Origin of the sequence: Brevibacterium sp., assembly GCF_022712115.1 — a bacterium.
GTDB lineage: Bacteria > Actinomycetota > Actinomycetes > Actinomycetales > Brevibacteriaceae > Brevibacterium > Brevibacterium salitolerans.
The window spans coordinates 30,538-45,532 of sequence record NZ_JALAHB010000203.1; the positions used below are offsets into that span (position 1 = coordinate 30,538).

Here is a 14,995-nt window from a genome sequence, read left to right on the forward strand (position 1 = left end):
GCGCGTGGGTCCCGGTGCGCCGTGGGCTCGGTCACGGTGGGGGTCCTGTGTCCGTGCCCTTCACTAGAGTGGGGGCGTGACTTCGCAGACGACCTCCGCAGCAGCGGTGCTCCCTCATCCCGACGCTCCCACGATCCGCGTGGAGGGTGCACGCGCGCACAATCTCAAAGACGTGTCCGTGACGATTCCCCGGGACGCGATGGTGGTGTTCACCGGGCTGAGCGGCTCCGGCAAGTCCTCGCTCGCCTTCGACACCATCTTCGCGGAGGGGCAGCGCCGCTACGTCGAATCCCTCTCCTCCTACGCCCGCATGTTCCTGGGGCAGGTGGACAAACCGGACGTGGACCTCATCGAGGGACTGTCCCCGGCGGTCTCCATCGACCAGAAGTCGACCTCGAAGAACCCCCGGTCCACCGTCGGCACCATCACCGAGGTCCATGACTTCCTCCGCCTCCTGTGGGCGCGCGTGGGAGTCCCGCACTGCCCCACGTGCGGGGAGCGCATCGAGAAGCAGACGACGCAGCAGATCGTGGACTCGCTGCTCCAGCTGCCGGAGCGCACCCGGATCGCGGTGCTGGCCCCGCTCGTCCGCGAGCGCAAGGGCGAGTTCAAGGATCTCTTCTCCTCCCTGCTCTCGCAGGGCTACTCCCGCGCGGTGGTCGACGGCGAGCAGATCAGGCTCGACGATCCGCCCGTCCTCAAGAAGCAGTACAAGCACTCCATCTCCGTCGTCGTGGACCGCATCGTCATCCGCTCAGGCGTCCACCAGCGCCTCACGGACTCGGTGGAGACCGGACTCGCCGCAGCGGAGGGGCGCATCGACGTCGAGCTCGTCGACGACGGCACGGTGCGCACGTTCTCGGAGAACTTGCGCTGCCCCAACGACCACCCCCTCGTCCTCGACGAGATCGAACCGCGCACCTTCTCCTTCAACTCGCCGTTCGGCGCCTGCCCGGAGTGCGACGGGATCGGCACCCGCCTGAGCGTCGACGAATCGCTCGTGGTCCCGGACGACGACCTCTCGCTCACGGAGGGCGCGATCGCGCCGTGGTCGGCGGGCAAGAACGTCTCGCAGTACTTCCTCCGCATCATCGCGGGCCTGGCCGACGAGCTCGGCTTCGATCTCACCACTCCGTGGAAGGACCTGTCCGCGCCCGTGCGGAAGGCCCTGCTCGAGGGCAAGGACTACAAGGTCCAGGTGAAGTTCAAGAACCGGTTCGGCCGCGAGCGCACCTACTCCACCGGCTTCGAGGGCGTCTACCAGTACATCCTCCGCAAGCACGAGGAGACGGAGTCGGACTCCTCGCGCGAACGCTACGAGGCGTACATGCGGGAGGTGCCCTGCCCCGTCTGCCACGGTGCCCGTCTGCGGCCGGAGGTCCTGGCCGTCACGGTGGGCGGCAGGTCCATCGCGGAGGTCTCCTCCCTGCCCATCGACGAGGCGGCGGAGTTCCTCACCGGGCTCGAACTCTCCTCGCGGGACGCGCAGGTCGCCGCCCAGGTGATGAAGGAGATCACCGCGCGGCTGCAGTTCCTCCTCGACGTGGGCCTCGACTACCTCAGCCTGGACCGGACCGCCGGCACCCTCTCCGGCGGAGAGGCGCAGCGCATCCGGCTCGCCACGCAGATCGGCTCCGGCCTCGTGGGCGTGCTCTACGTGCTGGACGAGCCGTCCATCGGCCTGCACCAGCGGGACAACCGCCGCCTCATCGAGACGCTGCTGAAGCTCCGCAACCTGGGCAACACCCTCATCGTCGTCGAGCACGACGAGGAGACCATCGAGGCGGGCGACTGGATCGTGGACATCGGCCCGCGCGCCGGTGAGCACGGCGGTGAGATCGTCTACTCCGGACCGGTGGCGGGCCTCACGGACGAGCAGAAGTCCCTCACCGGCGACTACCTCGCGGGCCGGCGTCGGATCCCGCTGCCGGCCGCGCGCCGCCCGCTGGACAGGGAGCGGACGCTCACCGTCGTGCGGGCCAACGAGAACAACCTCCGGGACCTCACCGTCGACTTCCCCCTGGGGGTCCTCACCGTGGTCTCGGGCGTGTCCGGCTCCGGCAAGTCGACCCTCGTCAACGACATCCTCTACACGGAGCTCGCCAACAAGCTCAACAACGCCAAGCGCGTGCCTGGCCGACACAAGTCGGTGAAGGGCCTCGAGCACCTCGACAAGGTCATCCACGTCGATCAGTCGCCCATCGGCCGCACCCCGCGGTCCAATCCGGCCACCTACACCGGGGTCTTCGACCACATCCGCCGGCTGTTCTCCGAGACGGAGGTCGCGCGGATCCGGGGCTACCAGCCGGGGCGCTTCTCCTTCAACGTCAAGGGCGGACGCTGCGAGAACTGCAAGGGCGACGGCACCATCCGCATCGAGATGAACTTCCTGCCGGACGTGTTCGTCCCCTGTGAGGTGTGCGGCGGCGCGCGGTACAACCGCGAGACGCTCGACGCCCGCTTCAAGGGGAAGTCGATCGCGGAGGTCCTCAACATGCCCATCGAGGAGGCCGCGGAGTTCTTCGAGGCGGTGCCCGCCATCTCCCGGCACCTGCGCACACTCAACGAGGTGGGGCTGGGCTACGTCCGGCTGGGACAGCCCGCGACCACCCTCTCCGGCGGCGAGGCGCAGCGCGTGAAGCTCGCGGCGGAGCTGCAGAAGCGCACCCGGGGCCGCACCGTCTACGTGCTCGACGAGCCCACGACCGGTCTGCACTTCGAGGACATCTCCCGGCTGCTGGGGGTGCTCCAGGGTCTCGTGGACAAGGGCAACTCGGTCATCGTCATCGAACACAACGTCGACGTCATCGCGGCGGCGGACCACATCATCGACATGGGTCCGGAGGGCGGCCGCGGCGGCGGCCAGGTGATCGCACAGGGCACTCCGGAGGAGGTGGCGCGCGTGGAGTCCAGCCACACGGGGCGCTACCTCGCCGAGCTCCTCGAGCGGAGGGCGGCCGGTGGATCCGAGTGAGTACCGGCCCCGCACGGGCGAGATACCCACGTCGCCGGGCGTCTACCGCTTCCGCGACGAGGACCGCCGCGTCATCTACGTGGGGAAGGCGAAGAACCTCCGGCAGCGCCTGAACTCGTACTTCGCGGACCCCGCGAACCTGCACCCCCGCACCTTCCGGATGGTCCACACCGGCGCCTCCGTCGAGTGGACCGTGGTGGGCACGGAGGTGGAGGCGCTCCAGCTGGAGTGGACCTGGATCAAGGAGTTCAGCCCCCGCTTCAACGTGATGTTCCGGGACGACAAGTCGTACCCGTATCTGGCCATCACCTCGAAGGACCGGTACCCGCGCGTCTTCGTCACCCGCGGCAGGCGCAAGCCGGGCATCACCTACTTCGGTCCATTCGGCCAGGCCTGGGCGATCCGGGAGTCCCTCGACCTCCTGCTCAAGGTGTTCCCCGTGCGCACGTGCACCAAGGGCGTGCTGCAGCGGGCCGAACGCAGCGGCCGGCCGTGCCTGCTGGGCTACATCGGCAAGTGCTCGGCCCCCTGCGTGGGGCAGGTGAGCGAGGAGGAGCACCGCGAGCTGGTGCGCGGCATCACGGACTTCATGTCCGGGAACACCGGCACCATGATCACGGACAGGAAGCGGCGGATGGCCGCCGCGGCGGAGGTCTACGACTACGAGACCGCCGCGCGTCTGCGTGACGAGATCGCCGCACTGGAGAAGGTGCTGGCGAAGAACGCCGTCGTCCTGTCGATGAACGCCGACTGCGACCTGTTCGCCGTCCACTTCGACGACCTCGAGGCCTCCGTGCAGGTCTTCCACGTGCGGGGCGGGCGCATCCGGGGCGAACGCGGCTGGATCGTCGAGAGGCTCGAGGACTCCACCCCGGCCAGCCTCGCCGCGGACTATCTGCGTCAGGCCTACGGCGAGGCGGATCCGCAGGCCGTGCCGCCGGAGGTCCTCGTCGACACACTGCCGGAGGAGCCCGAGAGCCTGAGCGACTGGCTGTGGGACCGCCGCGGCGGTCGCCGCGTGGATCTGCGCGTGCCGGAGCGCGGGGAGAAGCGCGCGCTCCTCGAGACGGTCCGGCAGAACGCGGAGCAGGCCCTCACCCTCCACCGCACCCGGAGGGCGTCGGACCTCACCACCCGCAGCGAGGCCCTCAAGGAGATCCAGGAGCATCTGGGGCTGGAGGAGCCGCCGCTGCGGATCGAGGCGATCGACAACTCGCACACGGGCGGCCAGGACGTGGTGGGCTCCCTCGTGGTGTTCGAGGACGGTCTGCCCGTCAAGCGCGACTACCGGCACTTCGCCGTCCGCGGCGAGGCCGCGCGGGACGACACCTCCTCCATGTACGACGTGGTCTCCCGCCGGTTCACCCGCTACCTCGAGTCACTGGCCTCGGACGAGCCGGACGAGAGGTTCGGCTACCGGCCCTCGCTGCTCCTCGTGGACGGCGGCCCGCCGCAGGTGGCCGCGGCGCGGCGCGCCCTCGACGATCTGGGCCTCGCGCAGATCGCGGTCGCAGGGCTCGCCAAGCGGCTCGAGGAGGTGTGGCTGCCCGGCGACGACTTCCCGCTGGTGCTCCCGCGCGGCTCCGAGGGCCTCTACCTCCTCCAGCGCGTGCGCGACGAGTCCCACCGGTTCGCCATCACCTACCACCGCAAGCGGCGCGGGAGATCGAGCACGGCCTCGGCGCTGGACTCGATCCCGGGACTGGGACCGGCGAAGCGGAAGGCCCTCCTGGCGGAGTTCGGCTCCGTGGCCGGCATCCGCCGCGCGGGACCGGAGGAGCTGCAGCGGGTGAAGGGTGTGGGACCGAGCCTGGCGGATACCATTCAGCGAGAGCTGAACGGCGCGCAGCGACAGGCGGGCGGCGCCCAGCCCGGGGGAGAGGAGTCCGAGAGTGACGAGTGAGAACGAGACGAGACCGGATCAGGTGGACGTGCTCCTCGTGACGGGCATGTCCGGCGCCGGCAAGACCACGGCGGCGCGCGTGCTCGAGGACCTCGACTGGTACGTCGTGGACAACCTGCCGCCCCAGATGATCGCCCCGCTGCTCGAGCTGGTGGGCCGTGCCGACGGAGCGCTGCCCAAGGTGGCGGTCGTGGCGGACATCCGCGGCCGCAGCACGCAGCGCACGGATCTCGACCACGCGGTCGACGAGTACCTCAAACAGGGCATCATGGTCCGCGTCCTCTTCCTCGACGCGAGCGACGACGTGCTCGTGCAGAGGTTCGAGTCCGTCCGCCGCCCGCACCCGCTGCAGGGCGAGGGGACGCTGCTCGACGGCATCGCGGCGGAGCGGGAGGCGCTGGACAACCTCCGGCACCGTGCCGGAGTCGTCATCGACACCTCGGAGCTCAACGTGCACGAGCTCGGCCGGGAGGTCCGGCAGGCCTTCAGCTCGGAGGACGCGGAGACGCTCCGGCTCACCGTCATGAGCTTCGGCTTCAAGAACGGCGTGCCCAAGGACGGCGACCACGTCGCGGACGTGCGCTTCCTGCCCAATCCCCACTGGGTGCCCCATCTGCGGCCCTTCAACGGCACGGACCGCGAGGTGGCGGACTTCGTCTTCGCGGACCCGGGTGCGGGCGAGTTCCTCGACCACTACACCGCGGCGCTGCGCATCGCGATCGAGGGCTACCTCCGCGAGTCCCGCGGCTACGCGACGATCGCGGTGGGCTGCACCGGGGGCAAGCACCGCTCGGTCGCGATGGCCGAGGAGCTCGGCCGGCGTCTGCGCGAGCAGACGCCGGCGCGTGTCACCGTCCGCCACCGGGATCTGGGAAGGGAGTGAGCGCCATGACCGCTCAGCACGAGGCCGGCGGGGCCCCGACCACGGAGGAGCTGCCGCTCTCGCTCCGCGGCAGGGCCGCCGGACGCGGCTCCGAGCCCAGGGTCGTGAGCTTCGGCGGAGGCCACGGGCTCTACGCCGCCCTGCGCGCCTTCCGCCTCATCACGGACTCGCTCACGGCGGTCGTGACGGTCGCGGACGACGGAGGCTCCTCCGGACGCCTCCGGCAGGAGATGGGCGGCCTGCCGCCGGGCGACCTGCGCATGGCGCTGGCCGCACTCTGCGACGACGGCGAGTGGGGGCGCGTGTGGCGCGACGTCATCCAGCACCGCTTCACGTCCTCGGGCAGCCTCGACGGCCATGCCGTGGGCAACCTCCTCATCGCCGCGCTGTGGCAGATCAACGACGACCACGTCGAGGGGCTCGACTGGATCGCCCAGCTGCTGCGGGCCCACGGCAGGGTGCTGCCGATGTCGTCCGTGCCGCTCACCATCGAGGCGGACGTGCACCCGCCGGACGGCGGACCCGTCACGGTCATCCGGGGGCAGTCCGTGCTCGCGACGACGCCGGGAAGGGTCGCCCAGGTCCGGCTCGTCCCCGGTGCCCCGCCCGCGCGGGCGGAGACGATCGAGGCCGTGCAGGAGGCGGATCTGCTCAACCTGGGCCCGGGATCCTGGTACACCTCCGTCATGCCGCACCTGCTGGTGCCGGAGCTGGCCGAGGCGATCTGCGCCTCCACCGCGCTCAAGAGCCTCACCCTCAACCTCGGCGCCGCGCCGGGGGAGACCGCGGACCTCACCCTCGTGGACCACCTGCAGTCGCTGCACCTGCACGCGCCGGCGCTCACACTCGACTACGTGCTCGTGGACGCCGTGGCGGCGGCCAAGGAGCCCGCCCTCCCGGAGATCGCGGAATCGCTGTTCGGGGCCCATCTGCGCACCCACCCGCTCACCTCGCGCAGACCGCGCCAGCATGACAGCCTCAAGCTGGCGGCCTGCTACCGTGACATGCTGCTGGACTCGGGGCTGCTCGAGGAGGACCAGTGGTGAGGGCCGGGTTCCGTCCCGGACCGGTGGTGAGGCTCATGAAGTGGGGAGACGAGAGGCGAACATGGCGCTGACGGCTGCGGTCAAGGACGAGCTCGCTCGCTGCGAGGTGACGCGGATCTCGGCGCGGAGGGCGGAGGTCTCCTCGATGCTGCGCTTCGCGGGTGCGCTCCACCGTTCCGGCTCTGCGGTCCTCGTGGAGGCGGAGCTGGACACCGCGGCGGCGGCGCGTCGTCTCCGCGCGGAGATCCGTTCGCTCTACGGCCCGGTCGCGGAGATCGTGGTGATCTCCGGCGGCGCCCGGGGACGGGGCAGCCGCTACGTGGTGAGGATCACGCGCGACGGTGCCTCGCTGGCCCGGCAGTCCGGGCTGCTGGACGCCCGCGGCCGGCCGGTGCGCGGGCTGCCGTCCGCCATCGTGGGCGGCACCGCCGCGGACTGCGAGGCCGCCTGGCGGGGCGCCTTCCTCGCCCACGGTTCGCTCACGGAGCCCGGGCGCTCCGCCGCGCTGGAGATCACCTGTCCCGCCCCGGAGGCGGCGCTGGCCCTCGTGGGTGCGGCGCGCAGGCTGGACATCACCGCCAAGGCGCGCGAGGTCCGCGGCACCGATCGCGTGGTCATCCGCGACGGGGATGCGATCGCCGCCCTGCTCACCCGGATGGGGGCGCACGAGGCCGTGCTCGTCTGGGAGGAGCGCCGCATGCGCCGCGAGGTCCGGGCCACCGCCAACCGGCTGGCCAACTTCGACGACGCGAACCTGCGCCGTTCGGCACGGGCGGCCGTGGCGGCGAGCGCGCGGGTCGAGCGGGCGCTGGAGATCCTCGGCGACGACGTGCCGGAGCACCTCCGCTATGCAGGCGCGCTCCGCATGACGCACAAGCAGGCCTCCCTCGAGGAGCTCGGCCAGCTCGCGGATCCCGTGATGACGAAGGACGCGGTGGCCGGCCGGATCCGCCGTCTGCTCGCGACTGCGGACAAGCGCGCGGAGGAGCTGGGCATCGCCGGGACGGATGCGTTCGTCACGCCGGACATGCTCGAGGAGAACTGAGGCACCCCGTCTCGATAGGATGGGAGCGCGGGGCCACCCGCTCCGCACGTCGCCTCAGGAGGGAAGCACACGCATGACCATCCGCATCGGCATCAACGGCTTCGGACGCATCGGCCGATCCTTCTTCCGCCAGTCGCTCACGTCCCCGGACGTCGAGGTCGTCGCCATCAACGACCTCACGGACAACGCCTCGCTCGCACACCTGCTCACCTATGACTCCGTCTGGCGCAGGATCGACGCGGAGGTGAGCCATGACGAGGACTCGCTCATCGTCGACGGCCGTCACGTGCAGGCGTTCGAGAAGTCGGTGCCCGCGGAGATCCCGTGGGGCGAGTACGGGGTCGACGTCGTCATCGAGTCGACCGGACGCTTCCGGTCCGCGGACCAGGCCTCGGCCCATCTGGAGGCCGGAGCCGGCGTGGTCATCATGTCCTCGCCGGGCAAGGGCGTGGACGGCATGTTCGTCATGGGCGTGAACGAGTCGGAGTTCGATCCCGCTCGCCACCGGGTCGTCTCCAACGCCTCGTGCACCACCAACTGCCTCGCGCCCGTCGCCAAGACGCTCCACGAGACGGTGGGCATCGCCTCCGGCCTCATGACCACGGTGCACGCCTACACCGGCGACCAGCGTCTGGTCGACGGCAATCACAAGGACCTCCGCCGCGCGCGGGCCGGGGCGGTCAACATCGTCCCCACCACGACGGGCGCGGCCGGTGCCGTGGGAAAGGTGCTGCCGGAGCTCGCCGGCCGCCTGCACGGCATGGCGATCCGCGTGCCCGTGCCCACGGGCTCGCTCGTGGACCTCACCTTCGTGCCGGAGCGCTCCACCACTCCCGCGGAGGTGAACGAGGCGCTGCGCACGGCGGCTGAGGGCCCGCTCGCCGGGATCCTCGGCTACACGGAGGACCCCATCGTCTCCTCCGACATCGTCATGGACGACCACTCCGCGATCATCGACGCCACGCTCACCGAACAGGTGGGCGAGCAGCTCAAGGTGATCGCCTGGTACGACAACGAGTGGGGCTACTCGCACCGCCTCCTCGATCTCGCCGCCCACGTGGGCCGGCAGCTGCGCTGAGAGCGGACCGGCCGCACCGAACACCGAAAGGGAACCGAATGAAGACTCTTGAGAGCGCGGGGCCGCTCGCGGGCAGGCGCGTCCTGGTCCGCAGCGACCTCAACGTCCCGATGGACGCCGGGCGCATCACGGACCCGGGCCGCATCACGGCCTCGGCGCCCACGCTCCGGCGGCTGGCCGAGGCCGGTGCCCGGGTGATCGTCGTCGCGCACCTCGGCCGGCCCAAGGGGCAGGTCGTCGACGAGCTCTCGCTCGCACCCGTCGCGCCGGCGCTGGCCGAGGCGGTGGGCCGCGAGGTGGCCTTCGCCGCGGACACCGTGGGACCGCAGGCCCACGCTGCGGTCGCCGCACTCGGCGACGGCGGGATCGTGCTCCTGGAGAACCTCCGGTTCGACCCGCGCGAGACCTCTAAGGACGATGCGGAGCGCGGTGAGTTCGCCGATCAGCTCGCGGAGCTCGCGGACGTCTTCGTCTCGGACGGATTCGGCGTCGTCCACCGCAGGCAGGCGAGCGTGTACGACATCGCCACCCGCCTGCCGGCCTATGCCGGTGACCTCGTGAGCGCGGAAGTCGAGGTCTCGACGCGCCTCCTCGAGGACCCGGCGCGGCCCTATGCGGTGGTGCTGGGCGGGTCGAAGGTCTCCGACAAGCTCGGGGTCATCGACAGCCTGCTGGAGCGGGCGGACACGCTCGCGATCGGCGGGGGCATGGCGTTCACCTTCCTCGCCGCGCAGGGTCACGCGATCGGCAGGAGCCTCGTGGAGTCCGATCAGCTGGAGACCGCTCGCGGATACCTGCGCAAGGCGGCCGAACGCGGTGTGGAGATCCTCCTGCCGACGGACATCGTGATGGCCGCCTCGTTCGCCGCGGACGCGGAGCACTGGGTCGCGCCGGCGGACGCTCTCGAGTCCACCCCCGGCGGCGCCGAGGCGCTGGGCCTGGACATCGGTCCGGAGACCGCCGCGGCGTTCGCCGCGCGGATCACGGCCGCGCGCACGGTGTTCTGGAACGGGCCCATGGGCGTGTTCGAGTTCCCCGCGTTCTCCGCGGGCACCCGTGCCGTGGCCGAGGCCCTCACCACCGCCCACGGCGGCCCGGAGGCCGGCAGGCTCACGGTGGTGGGCGGGGGAGACTCCGCCGCCGCCGTGCGCACCCTCGGCTTCTCCGACGACCAGTTCGGCCACATCTCCACCGGCGGTGGGGCGAGCCTCGAGTTCCTCGAGGGCCGGACGCTTCCCGGCCTCGACGTGCTGGAGGGCTGAGCGGCATGGCGACGACGAAGACGGCCGGCGGCCGCAGGCGGCTCATCGCGGGCAACTGGAAGATGAACCTCGATCACTTCGAGGCGCTCACCCTCGTGCAGAAGCTCGACTGGGCGCTGCGGGATGCGAAGGTGGACCTGGACGCGGTCGAGGTGGCCGTGCTGCCGCCCTTCACGGACATCCGCTCCGTGCAGACCCTGGTGCAGGGGGACAAGCTCGCGCTGTCCTACGGTGCGCAGGACCTCTCCGCGCACGACTCCGGGGCCTACACCGGTGAGGTCTCGGGGCAGTTCCTGCGCCGGCTGGGCTGCGAGTACGTGCTCGTGGGCCACTCGGAGCGGCGCGAGCACCACGGCGAGGACGATGCGCTCGTCCGCAGCAAGATCCTCGCGGCCGTCCGGCACGAGCTCGCCCCGGTGCTGTGTGTGGGGGAGGGGCTCGAGTCCCGGCAGTCCGGCGACCACGTCGCCGTCGTCCTCGCGCAGCTGGACGCCGCACTGGAGGGCCTCGGCGCAGACGACGTCCCCGGTCTGGTGCTGGCCTACGAGCCGGTCTGGGCGATCGGCACCGGCGAGACCGCGGGGCCGGAGGAGGCCGGGGAGATGGCGACCGCCCTCCGCGGCCGGCTCGAGACCCTGCTGGGCGCTCCCGCGGCCCAGGCCACGCGGATCCTCTACGGCGGCAGTGTGAAGGCCGAGAGCGTCGCGGAGATCGTGGCGGTCCCGGACGTGGACGGTGCCCTCGTGGGGGGCGCGAGCCTCGACCCGGCCGGCTTCGCGTCGCTGATCACCGCCGCACACCGGGTAGACTGAAGGGCACTATGGAGATCCTCAACTGGACGCTCACGGCGATTCTCGTCCTCACCAGCGTCTTCCTCACGATGCTCATCCTCATGCACAAGGGCAAGGGCGGCGGCATGTCCGACATGTTCGGCGGCGGCATGAGCTCCTCGCTGGGCTCGTCCGGTGTCGCCGAACGCAACCTCAACCGCTTCACGACGCTCGTGGCGATCATCTGGGTCGCCAGCATCGTGCTGCTGGGCGTCTCGGTGCGCTTCGCCGGCTGAGCCGCCGCACATGAGCTGAGTGCCGCACGGGCTGAATGCCGCAGAACGAGAGGCCAGGAGGGACGTGTCCCTCCTGGCCTCTCGCGTGTCCGCCCTGCGGCCTACTCGCCCACCCGCTCGGGCGAGGTTCCGGCGGCCGCTGCCAGCAGCTGCTGCAGACCCTCGTCCCGCTCACGCAGCCGGACCCGCAGGACACGGCGTCCCAGGCCCTCCAGCACATCCGCATCGGCCGCGGCCTGCGAGGAGATGAGGCTGCCAAAGCCGAACCCGGCGCCGGGCACCGCCAGATCGTCCTCGGCGGAGATCGCAGCGGTGACGAACAGGAAGGAACCGGTGTCCGGTCCGCCCTTGTGCAGCTGGCCCGTGGAGTGCAGATAGCGCGGACCCCAGCCGAACGACACCGGCGCGCCGTCGGCCCTGTCCGCGAGGACGGGACGCAGTCGCGCGGCCTCGGCGTCGTGCACGGAGCTGAGGTAGGCGCAGACGGCGAGGTAGCGCTCGTCGTCGCGCTCGGGCAGGATCGCACCGAGCAGACCCGACAGCGTGCGCTCGTGGAGCTCGAGGTCGTCGATGAGGTGGACGGAGGCGTACACCTCGACCTCGCCCTCGACGAGGAACGGCGCGGGCTCCTGGGCGGCCTCGGCGGGTGCTGCCCCGCCGTCTGCGTCACCGCCGGTCTCCGGGCTCCCCGCGGCCGCCTGCGTCCTGCGCGCGAGGATCTCCCGCGCCCGTGCCTTGGCGGCCTCGACGTCCGGCTGGTCGAAGGGATCCACGCCGATGGCGGCCCCCAGCAGCGCCGTCGCGGTCTCCCAGATGAGGAACTGCGCACCCAGGGGAGCCTCGCACGAGACCGCGACGCCGGAGACCGGCTGATGCTCGCCGAGCGCCTCGCCGAGGAAGCAGATGCCGGTGCCGGCGTCCGCATCGGCGAAGCCCGCGGCGTGCACGGACTCGCAGGCGATGGGCAGGACGCCGGCCCCGTCCTTGCCCGTGGACTCCGCCACGAGCTGCTCCAGCCAGGCGGGCAGGGCCTCGAGGGCGGGGTCCGTGGCGGCGACGGCGAGGATCCGGATGCTGCGGGCATGGGCGGCGGACAGCGCCGAGGCCAGCTCGACCGCCGGGTTGCCCTCGCCGTCCTCGGCGAGCGCCTCCGCGACGGCGGCCGCCTCTGCGACGACCTGGGCCACGTCCGCGCCCGCGAGGCCGGCGGGCACCAGGCCGAACGCGCCGAGCACGCTGAAGCGCCCGCCCACGTCCGGATCCGCGAGGAACACCCGGCGCCAGCCCTCCTCGAGAGCCTGCTCCGCGAGGGTGGTGCCCGGATCCGTCACGGCGATGAGCCGTTCCGTGGGCTCGATGTCCAGGCCCCGCAGCGCCTGCGCGTAGGCGGAGGCGGCGGAGACCGTCTCGATCGTCGTCCCGGACTTCGTGCCCACCACGAGGGCGGTGCGGGCGAGGTCCGCGGACTCCACGACGGCCCGCACGGACAGCGGATCCGTGCTGTCGAGGACGGCGAGCTCGGCGCCGTGGGAGGCGGCGATGACCTCGGCGCCCAGGGAGGAGCCGCCCATGCCTGCGAGGACGATGCGGTCGACGCCCTCGGCGGCCAGCTCCTCACGGAGGGAGTCGATCTGCTCGACGAGGCCTGCCGAGCGCGTGTGCAGGTCCGTCCAGCCGAGGCGGTGCTCAGCCGTCCGCGCCGTGCCCGGGCCCCAGAGGCCGGTGTCCCGCGCCGCGAGCCGTGAGGCCAGCTTCTCCGCGATCATCCTGCCGCGCTCCGCCCTGTGCTCCTCCGGAGCGGGGAACCCCACTGTCGCACTCATCGCGCTCACTCCTTTCAGACCGAGTCCGAACGCCGCGTCGCAACGACGTCCACCAGTTCGCTCCAGCTCGCGGAGAACTTCTCCAGCCCTTCCGCCTGCAGCTTCTCCATGACCTGGGCGTAGTCGATGCCCAGGCCCGCCAGCGCATCGAAGTGCGCATCCGCCGCGGCGTAGGAGCCGGGCATGGTGTCCGCAGGGACCTCGCCGTGGTCCGCGAAGGCCTCCAGCGTCTTCTCCGGCATCGTGTTGACGGTGTCCGGGGTGACGAGCCCGGACACGTAGAGGGTGTCCGGGTAGGCCGGGTCCTTCACGCCAGTCGAGGCCCACAGCAGCCGCTGCATCCGTGCACCGGCCGCGGCCAGCACCCGGAAGCGCTCGGAGCCGAAGGCCTGCGACTGCACGCGGTGCGTGAGCCTGCAGTTGGCGAGGCCCGCGCCGCCGCGCAGGGCGCGGGCCTCCTCCGTGCCGAGCGCGTCGAGGCGGCCGTCGATCTCCGCATCTACCCGGGAGACGAAGACCGAGGCGACGGAGGCGATCCGTGAGAGGTCCGCGCCGTGCTCGCGGGCCCGCTCGAGGCCGGTGAGGTAGGCCTCCACGACCTTGCGGTACTGGTCGAGGCTGAACACCAGGGTGACGTTGACGCTGATGCCGGCCTCGAGGACGCGGGGGATCGCGTAGATCCCGGCCTCGGTCGCGGGGATCTTGATCATGACGTTCTCACGGTCCACCGCCGCGGCCAGGCGCTTCGCCGCCTCAATGGTGCCCTCGCTGTCATGGGCGAGGGCGGGGGAGACCTCGAGGGAGACGCGGCCGTCCACGCCGTCGGTGCGCTCGTGGACCCCGCGGAGCACGTCGCAGGCGTCGCGGACGTCCGCGACGGTGAGGAGATCGATGAGCTCCTCCGCGCCGGCCTCGGGCCCGGCCGTGCGCACGGCCTCGGCGAGGCGGGGCCCGTACGCCGGGTCCTGGGAGATCGCCTGCGCGAAGATCGTGGGGTTCGTCGTCACGCCCGCGATGCACCGGGTCTCCAGGAGTTCCGCGAGGGAGCCCGAGTCCAGTCGCGAGCGGGAGAGGTCGTCGAGCCAGACGGAGACGCCGGCGGCGCTCAGGCGCTCCAGCGGTGTGCTCATGACCGGCTCCTCTCCGCGACGGCGTCGAGCGAGGCCCGCGCGGCGTCGACGACCGCGGCCGGGGTGAACCCGAACCGCTCGAACAGCTCCGCGCCCGGCGCGGAGGCTCCGAAGTGCTCCAGCGAGACGGGCACGCCGTGGGTGCCGAGCCAGCGGTACCAGCTCTGCGCCGTGCCGGCCTCCACGCTCACGCGGGCGGCGACCGCGGCCGGCAGGACGGACTCGCGGTACTCGGCCGGCTGGGCCTCGAACCACTCCATGCAGGGCACGGAGACGACACGGGCGTGCACACCGGACTCCGCGAGCGTCCCCTGCGCCGCGAGGGCGAGCTGCACCTCGGATCCGGAGGCCATGAGGAGCACGTCCGGCAGGCCGGTGGACTCGTTCACCGCGTCGGCCAGCACGTAGGCGCCCCGGCGGGCCTCGGCGGCGGGCGCGAGCACCGTGCGGTCCAGCACCGGCACGCCCTGACGGGTGAGCACGAGGCCGGAGGGGCCGTCGGTGCGCTCGAGCACCTTGGCCCAGGCGACGGCGGTCTCCGTGGCGTCGGCCGGGCGGACGACGTCCACGCCCGGGATCGCGCGCAGCGAGCTCACGTGCTCCACCGGCTGGTGCGTGGGGCCGTCCTCGCCCACGCCGATCGAGTCGTGCGTCCAGACGAAGACGCTGGGCACCTGCTGGAGCGCCGCCAGCCGCACGGCCGGGCGCTGGTAGTCGCTGAACACGAGGAAGGTGCCGTTGTAGGGGCGGGTGGGACCGTGCAGGGCGATGCCGGTGCAGATGAG

General features: G+C 71.8%; 12 protein-coding genes. 9 read left to right on the forward strand and 3 right to left on the reverse strand.

Annotation, left to right across the window (positions count from 1 at the left end):
• Nucleotides 1–76: 76 nt before the first annotated feature.
• The 9 genes from uvrA to secG all read left to right on the forward strand — a co-directional run bounded on the left by uvrA (nt 77) and on the right by secG (nt 11,257).
• The gene (gene uvrA / locus Q0A33_RS11635; RefSeq protein WP_291796665.1) at nt 77–2,974 is read left to right on the forward strand and encodes an excinuclease ABC subunit UvrA; all 2,898 of its coding nucleotides are present in this window, start codon (nt 77–79) and stop codon (nt 2,972–2,974) included.
• Complete coding sequence (gene uvrC, locus Q0A33_RS11640) at nt 2,961–4,877, forward strand: excinuclease ABC subunit UvrC (protein WP_291796668.1); 1,917 nt, start codon at nt 2,961–2,963, stop codon at nt 4,875–4,877. The genes uvrA and uvrC overlap by 14 nt, the downstream gene beginning before the upstream one ends.
• Nucleotides 4,867–5,760 (forward strand): RNase adapter RapZ, encoded by an 894-nt coding sequence (gene rapZ / locus Q0A33_RS11645; protein ID WP_291796671.1) that lies wholly within the window; start codon nt 4,867–4,869, stop codon nt 5,758–5,760. The genes uvrC and rapZ overlap by 11 nt, the downstream gene beginning before the upstream one ends.
• A 5-nt stretch (nt 5,761–5,765) precedes the next feature.
• Nucleotides 5,766–6,806, forward strand: coding sequence for a uridine diphosphate-N-acetylglucosamine-binding protein YvcK (gene yvcK / locus Q0A33_RS11650; protein ID WP_291796674.1), 1,041 nt, complete (start codon nt 5,766–5,768; stop codon nt 6,804–6,806).
• A 61-nt stretch (nt 6,807–6,867) separates the two neighbouring features.
• Nucleotides 6,868–7,851: a DNA-binding protein WhiA gene (whiA, locus tag Q0A33_RS11655; RefSeq protein WP_291796676.1), complete on the forward strand. Its 984-nt coding sequence runs from the start codon at nt 6,868–6,870 to the stop codon at nt 7,849–7,851.
• Between the two features lie 73 nt (nt 7,852–7,924).
• Entirely contained in the window at nt 7,925–8,929 is a 1,005-nt protein-coding gene (gap, locus tag Q0A33_RS11660) for a type I glyceraldehyde-3-phosphate dehydrogenase (RefSeq protein WP_291796679.1), read from the forward strand.
• Between the two features lie 38 nt (nt 8,930–8,967).
• Entirely contained in the window at nt 8,968–10,191 is a 1,224-nt protein-coding gene (locus Q0A33_RS11665) for a phosphoglycerate kinase (RefSeq protein ID WP_291796682.1), read from the forward strand.
• Between the two features lie 5 nt (nt 10,192–10,196).
• Nucleotides 10,197–11,003 carry a triose-phosphate isomerase gene (gene tpiA, locus Q0A33_RS11670; RefSeq protein ID WP_291796685.1) on the forward strand — a complete coding sequence of 269 codons (807 nt, stop codon included), beginning with the start codon at nt 10,197–10,199 and terminating at the stop codon, nt 11,001–11,003.
• A gap of 8 nt (nt 11,004–11,011) precedes the next feature.
• Nucleotides 11,012–11,257, forward strand: coding sequence for a preprotein translocase subunit SecG (gene secG / locus Q0A33_RS11675; RefSeq protein WP_291796688.1), 246 nt, complete (start codon nt 11,012–11,014; stop codon nt 11,255–11,257).
• A gap of 101 nt (nt 11,258–11,358) precedes the next feature.
• Here secG and Q0A33_RS11680 read toward each other — a convergent pair whose 3' ends face one another.
• From Q0A33_RS11680 to Q0A33_RS11690, 3 genes are all read right to left on the reverse strand, one after another.
• Complete coding sequence (locus tag Q0A33_RS11680; RefSeq protein WP_291796691.1) at nt 11,359–13,080, reverse strand: glucose-6-phosphate isomerase; 1,722 nt, start codon at nt 13,078–13,080, stop codon at nt 11,359–11,361.
• A 14-nt stretch (nt 13,081–13,094) separates the two neighbouring features.
• Nucleotides 13,095–14,210, reverse strand: coding sequence for a transaldolase (tal, locus tag Q0A33_RS11685; protein ID WP_291796694.1), 1,116 nt, complete (start codon nt 14,208–14,210; stop codon nt 13,095–13,097).
• The coding region (locus Q0A33_RS11690; protein ID WP_291796697.1) for a transketolase C-terminal domain-containing protein at nt 14,207–14,995 on the reverse strand (789 nt) is incomplete at its 5' end. The genes Q0A33_RS11690 and tal, both read right to left, overlap by 4 nt.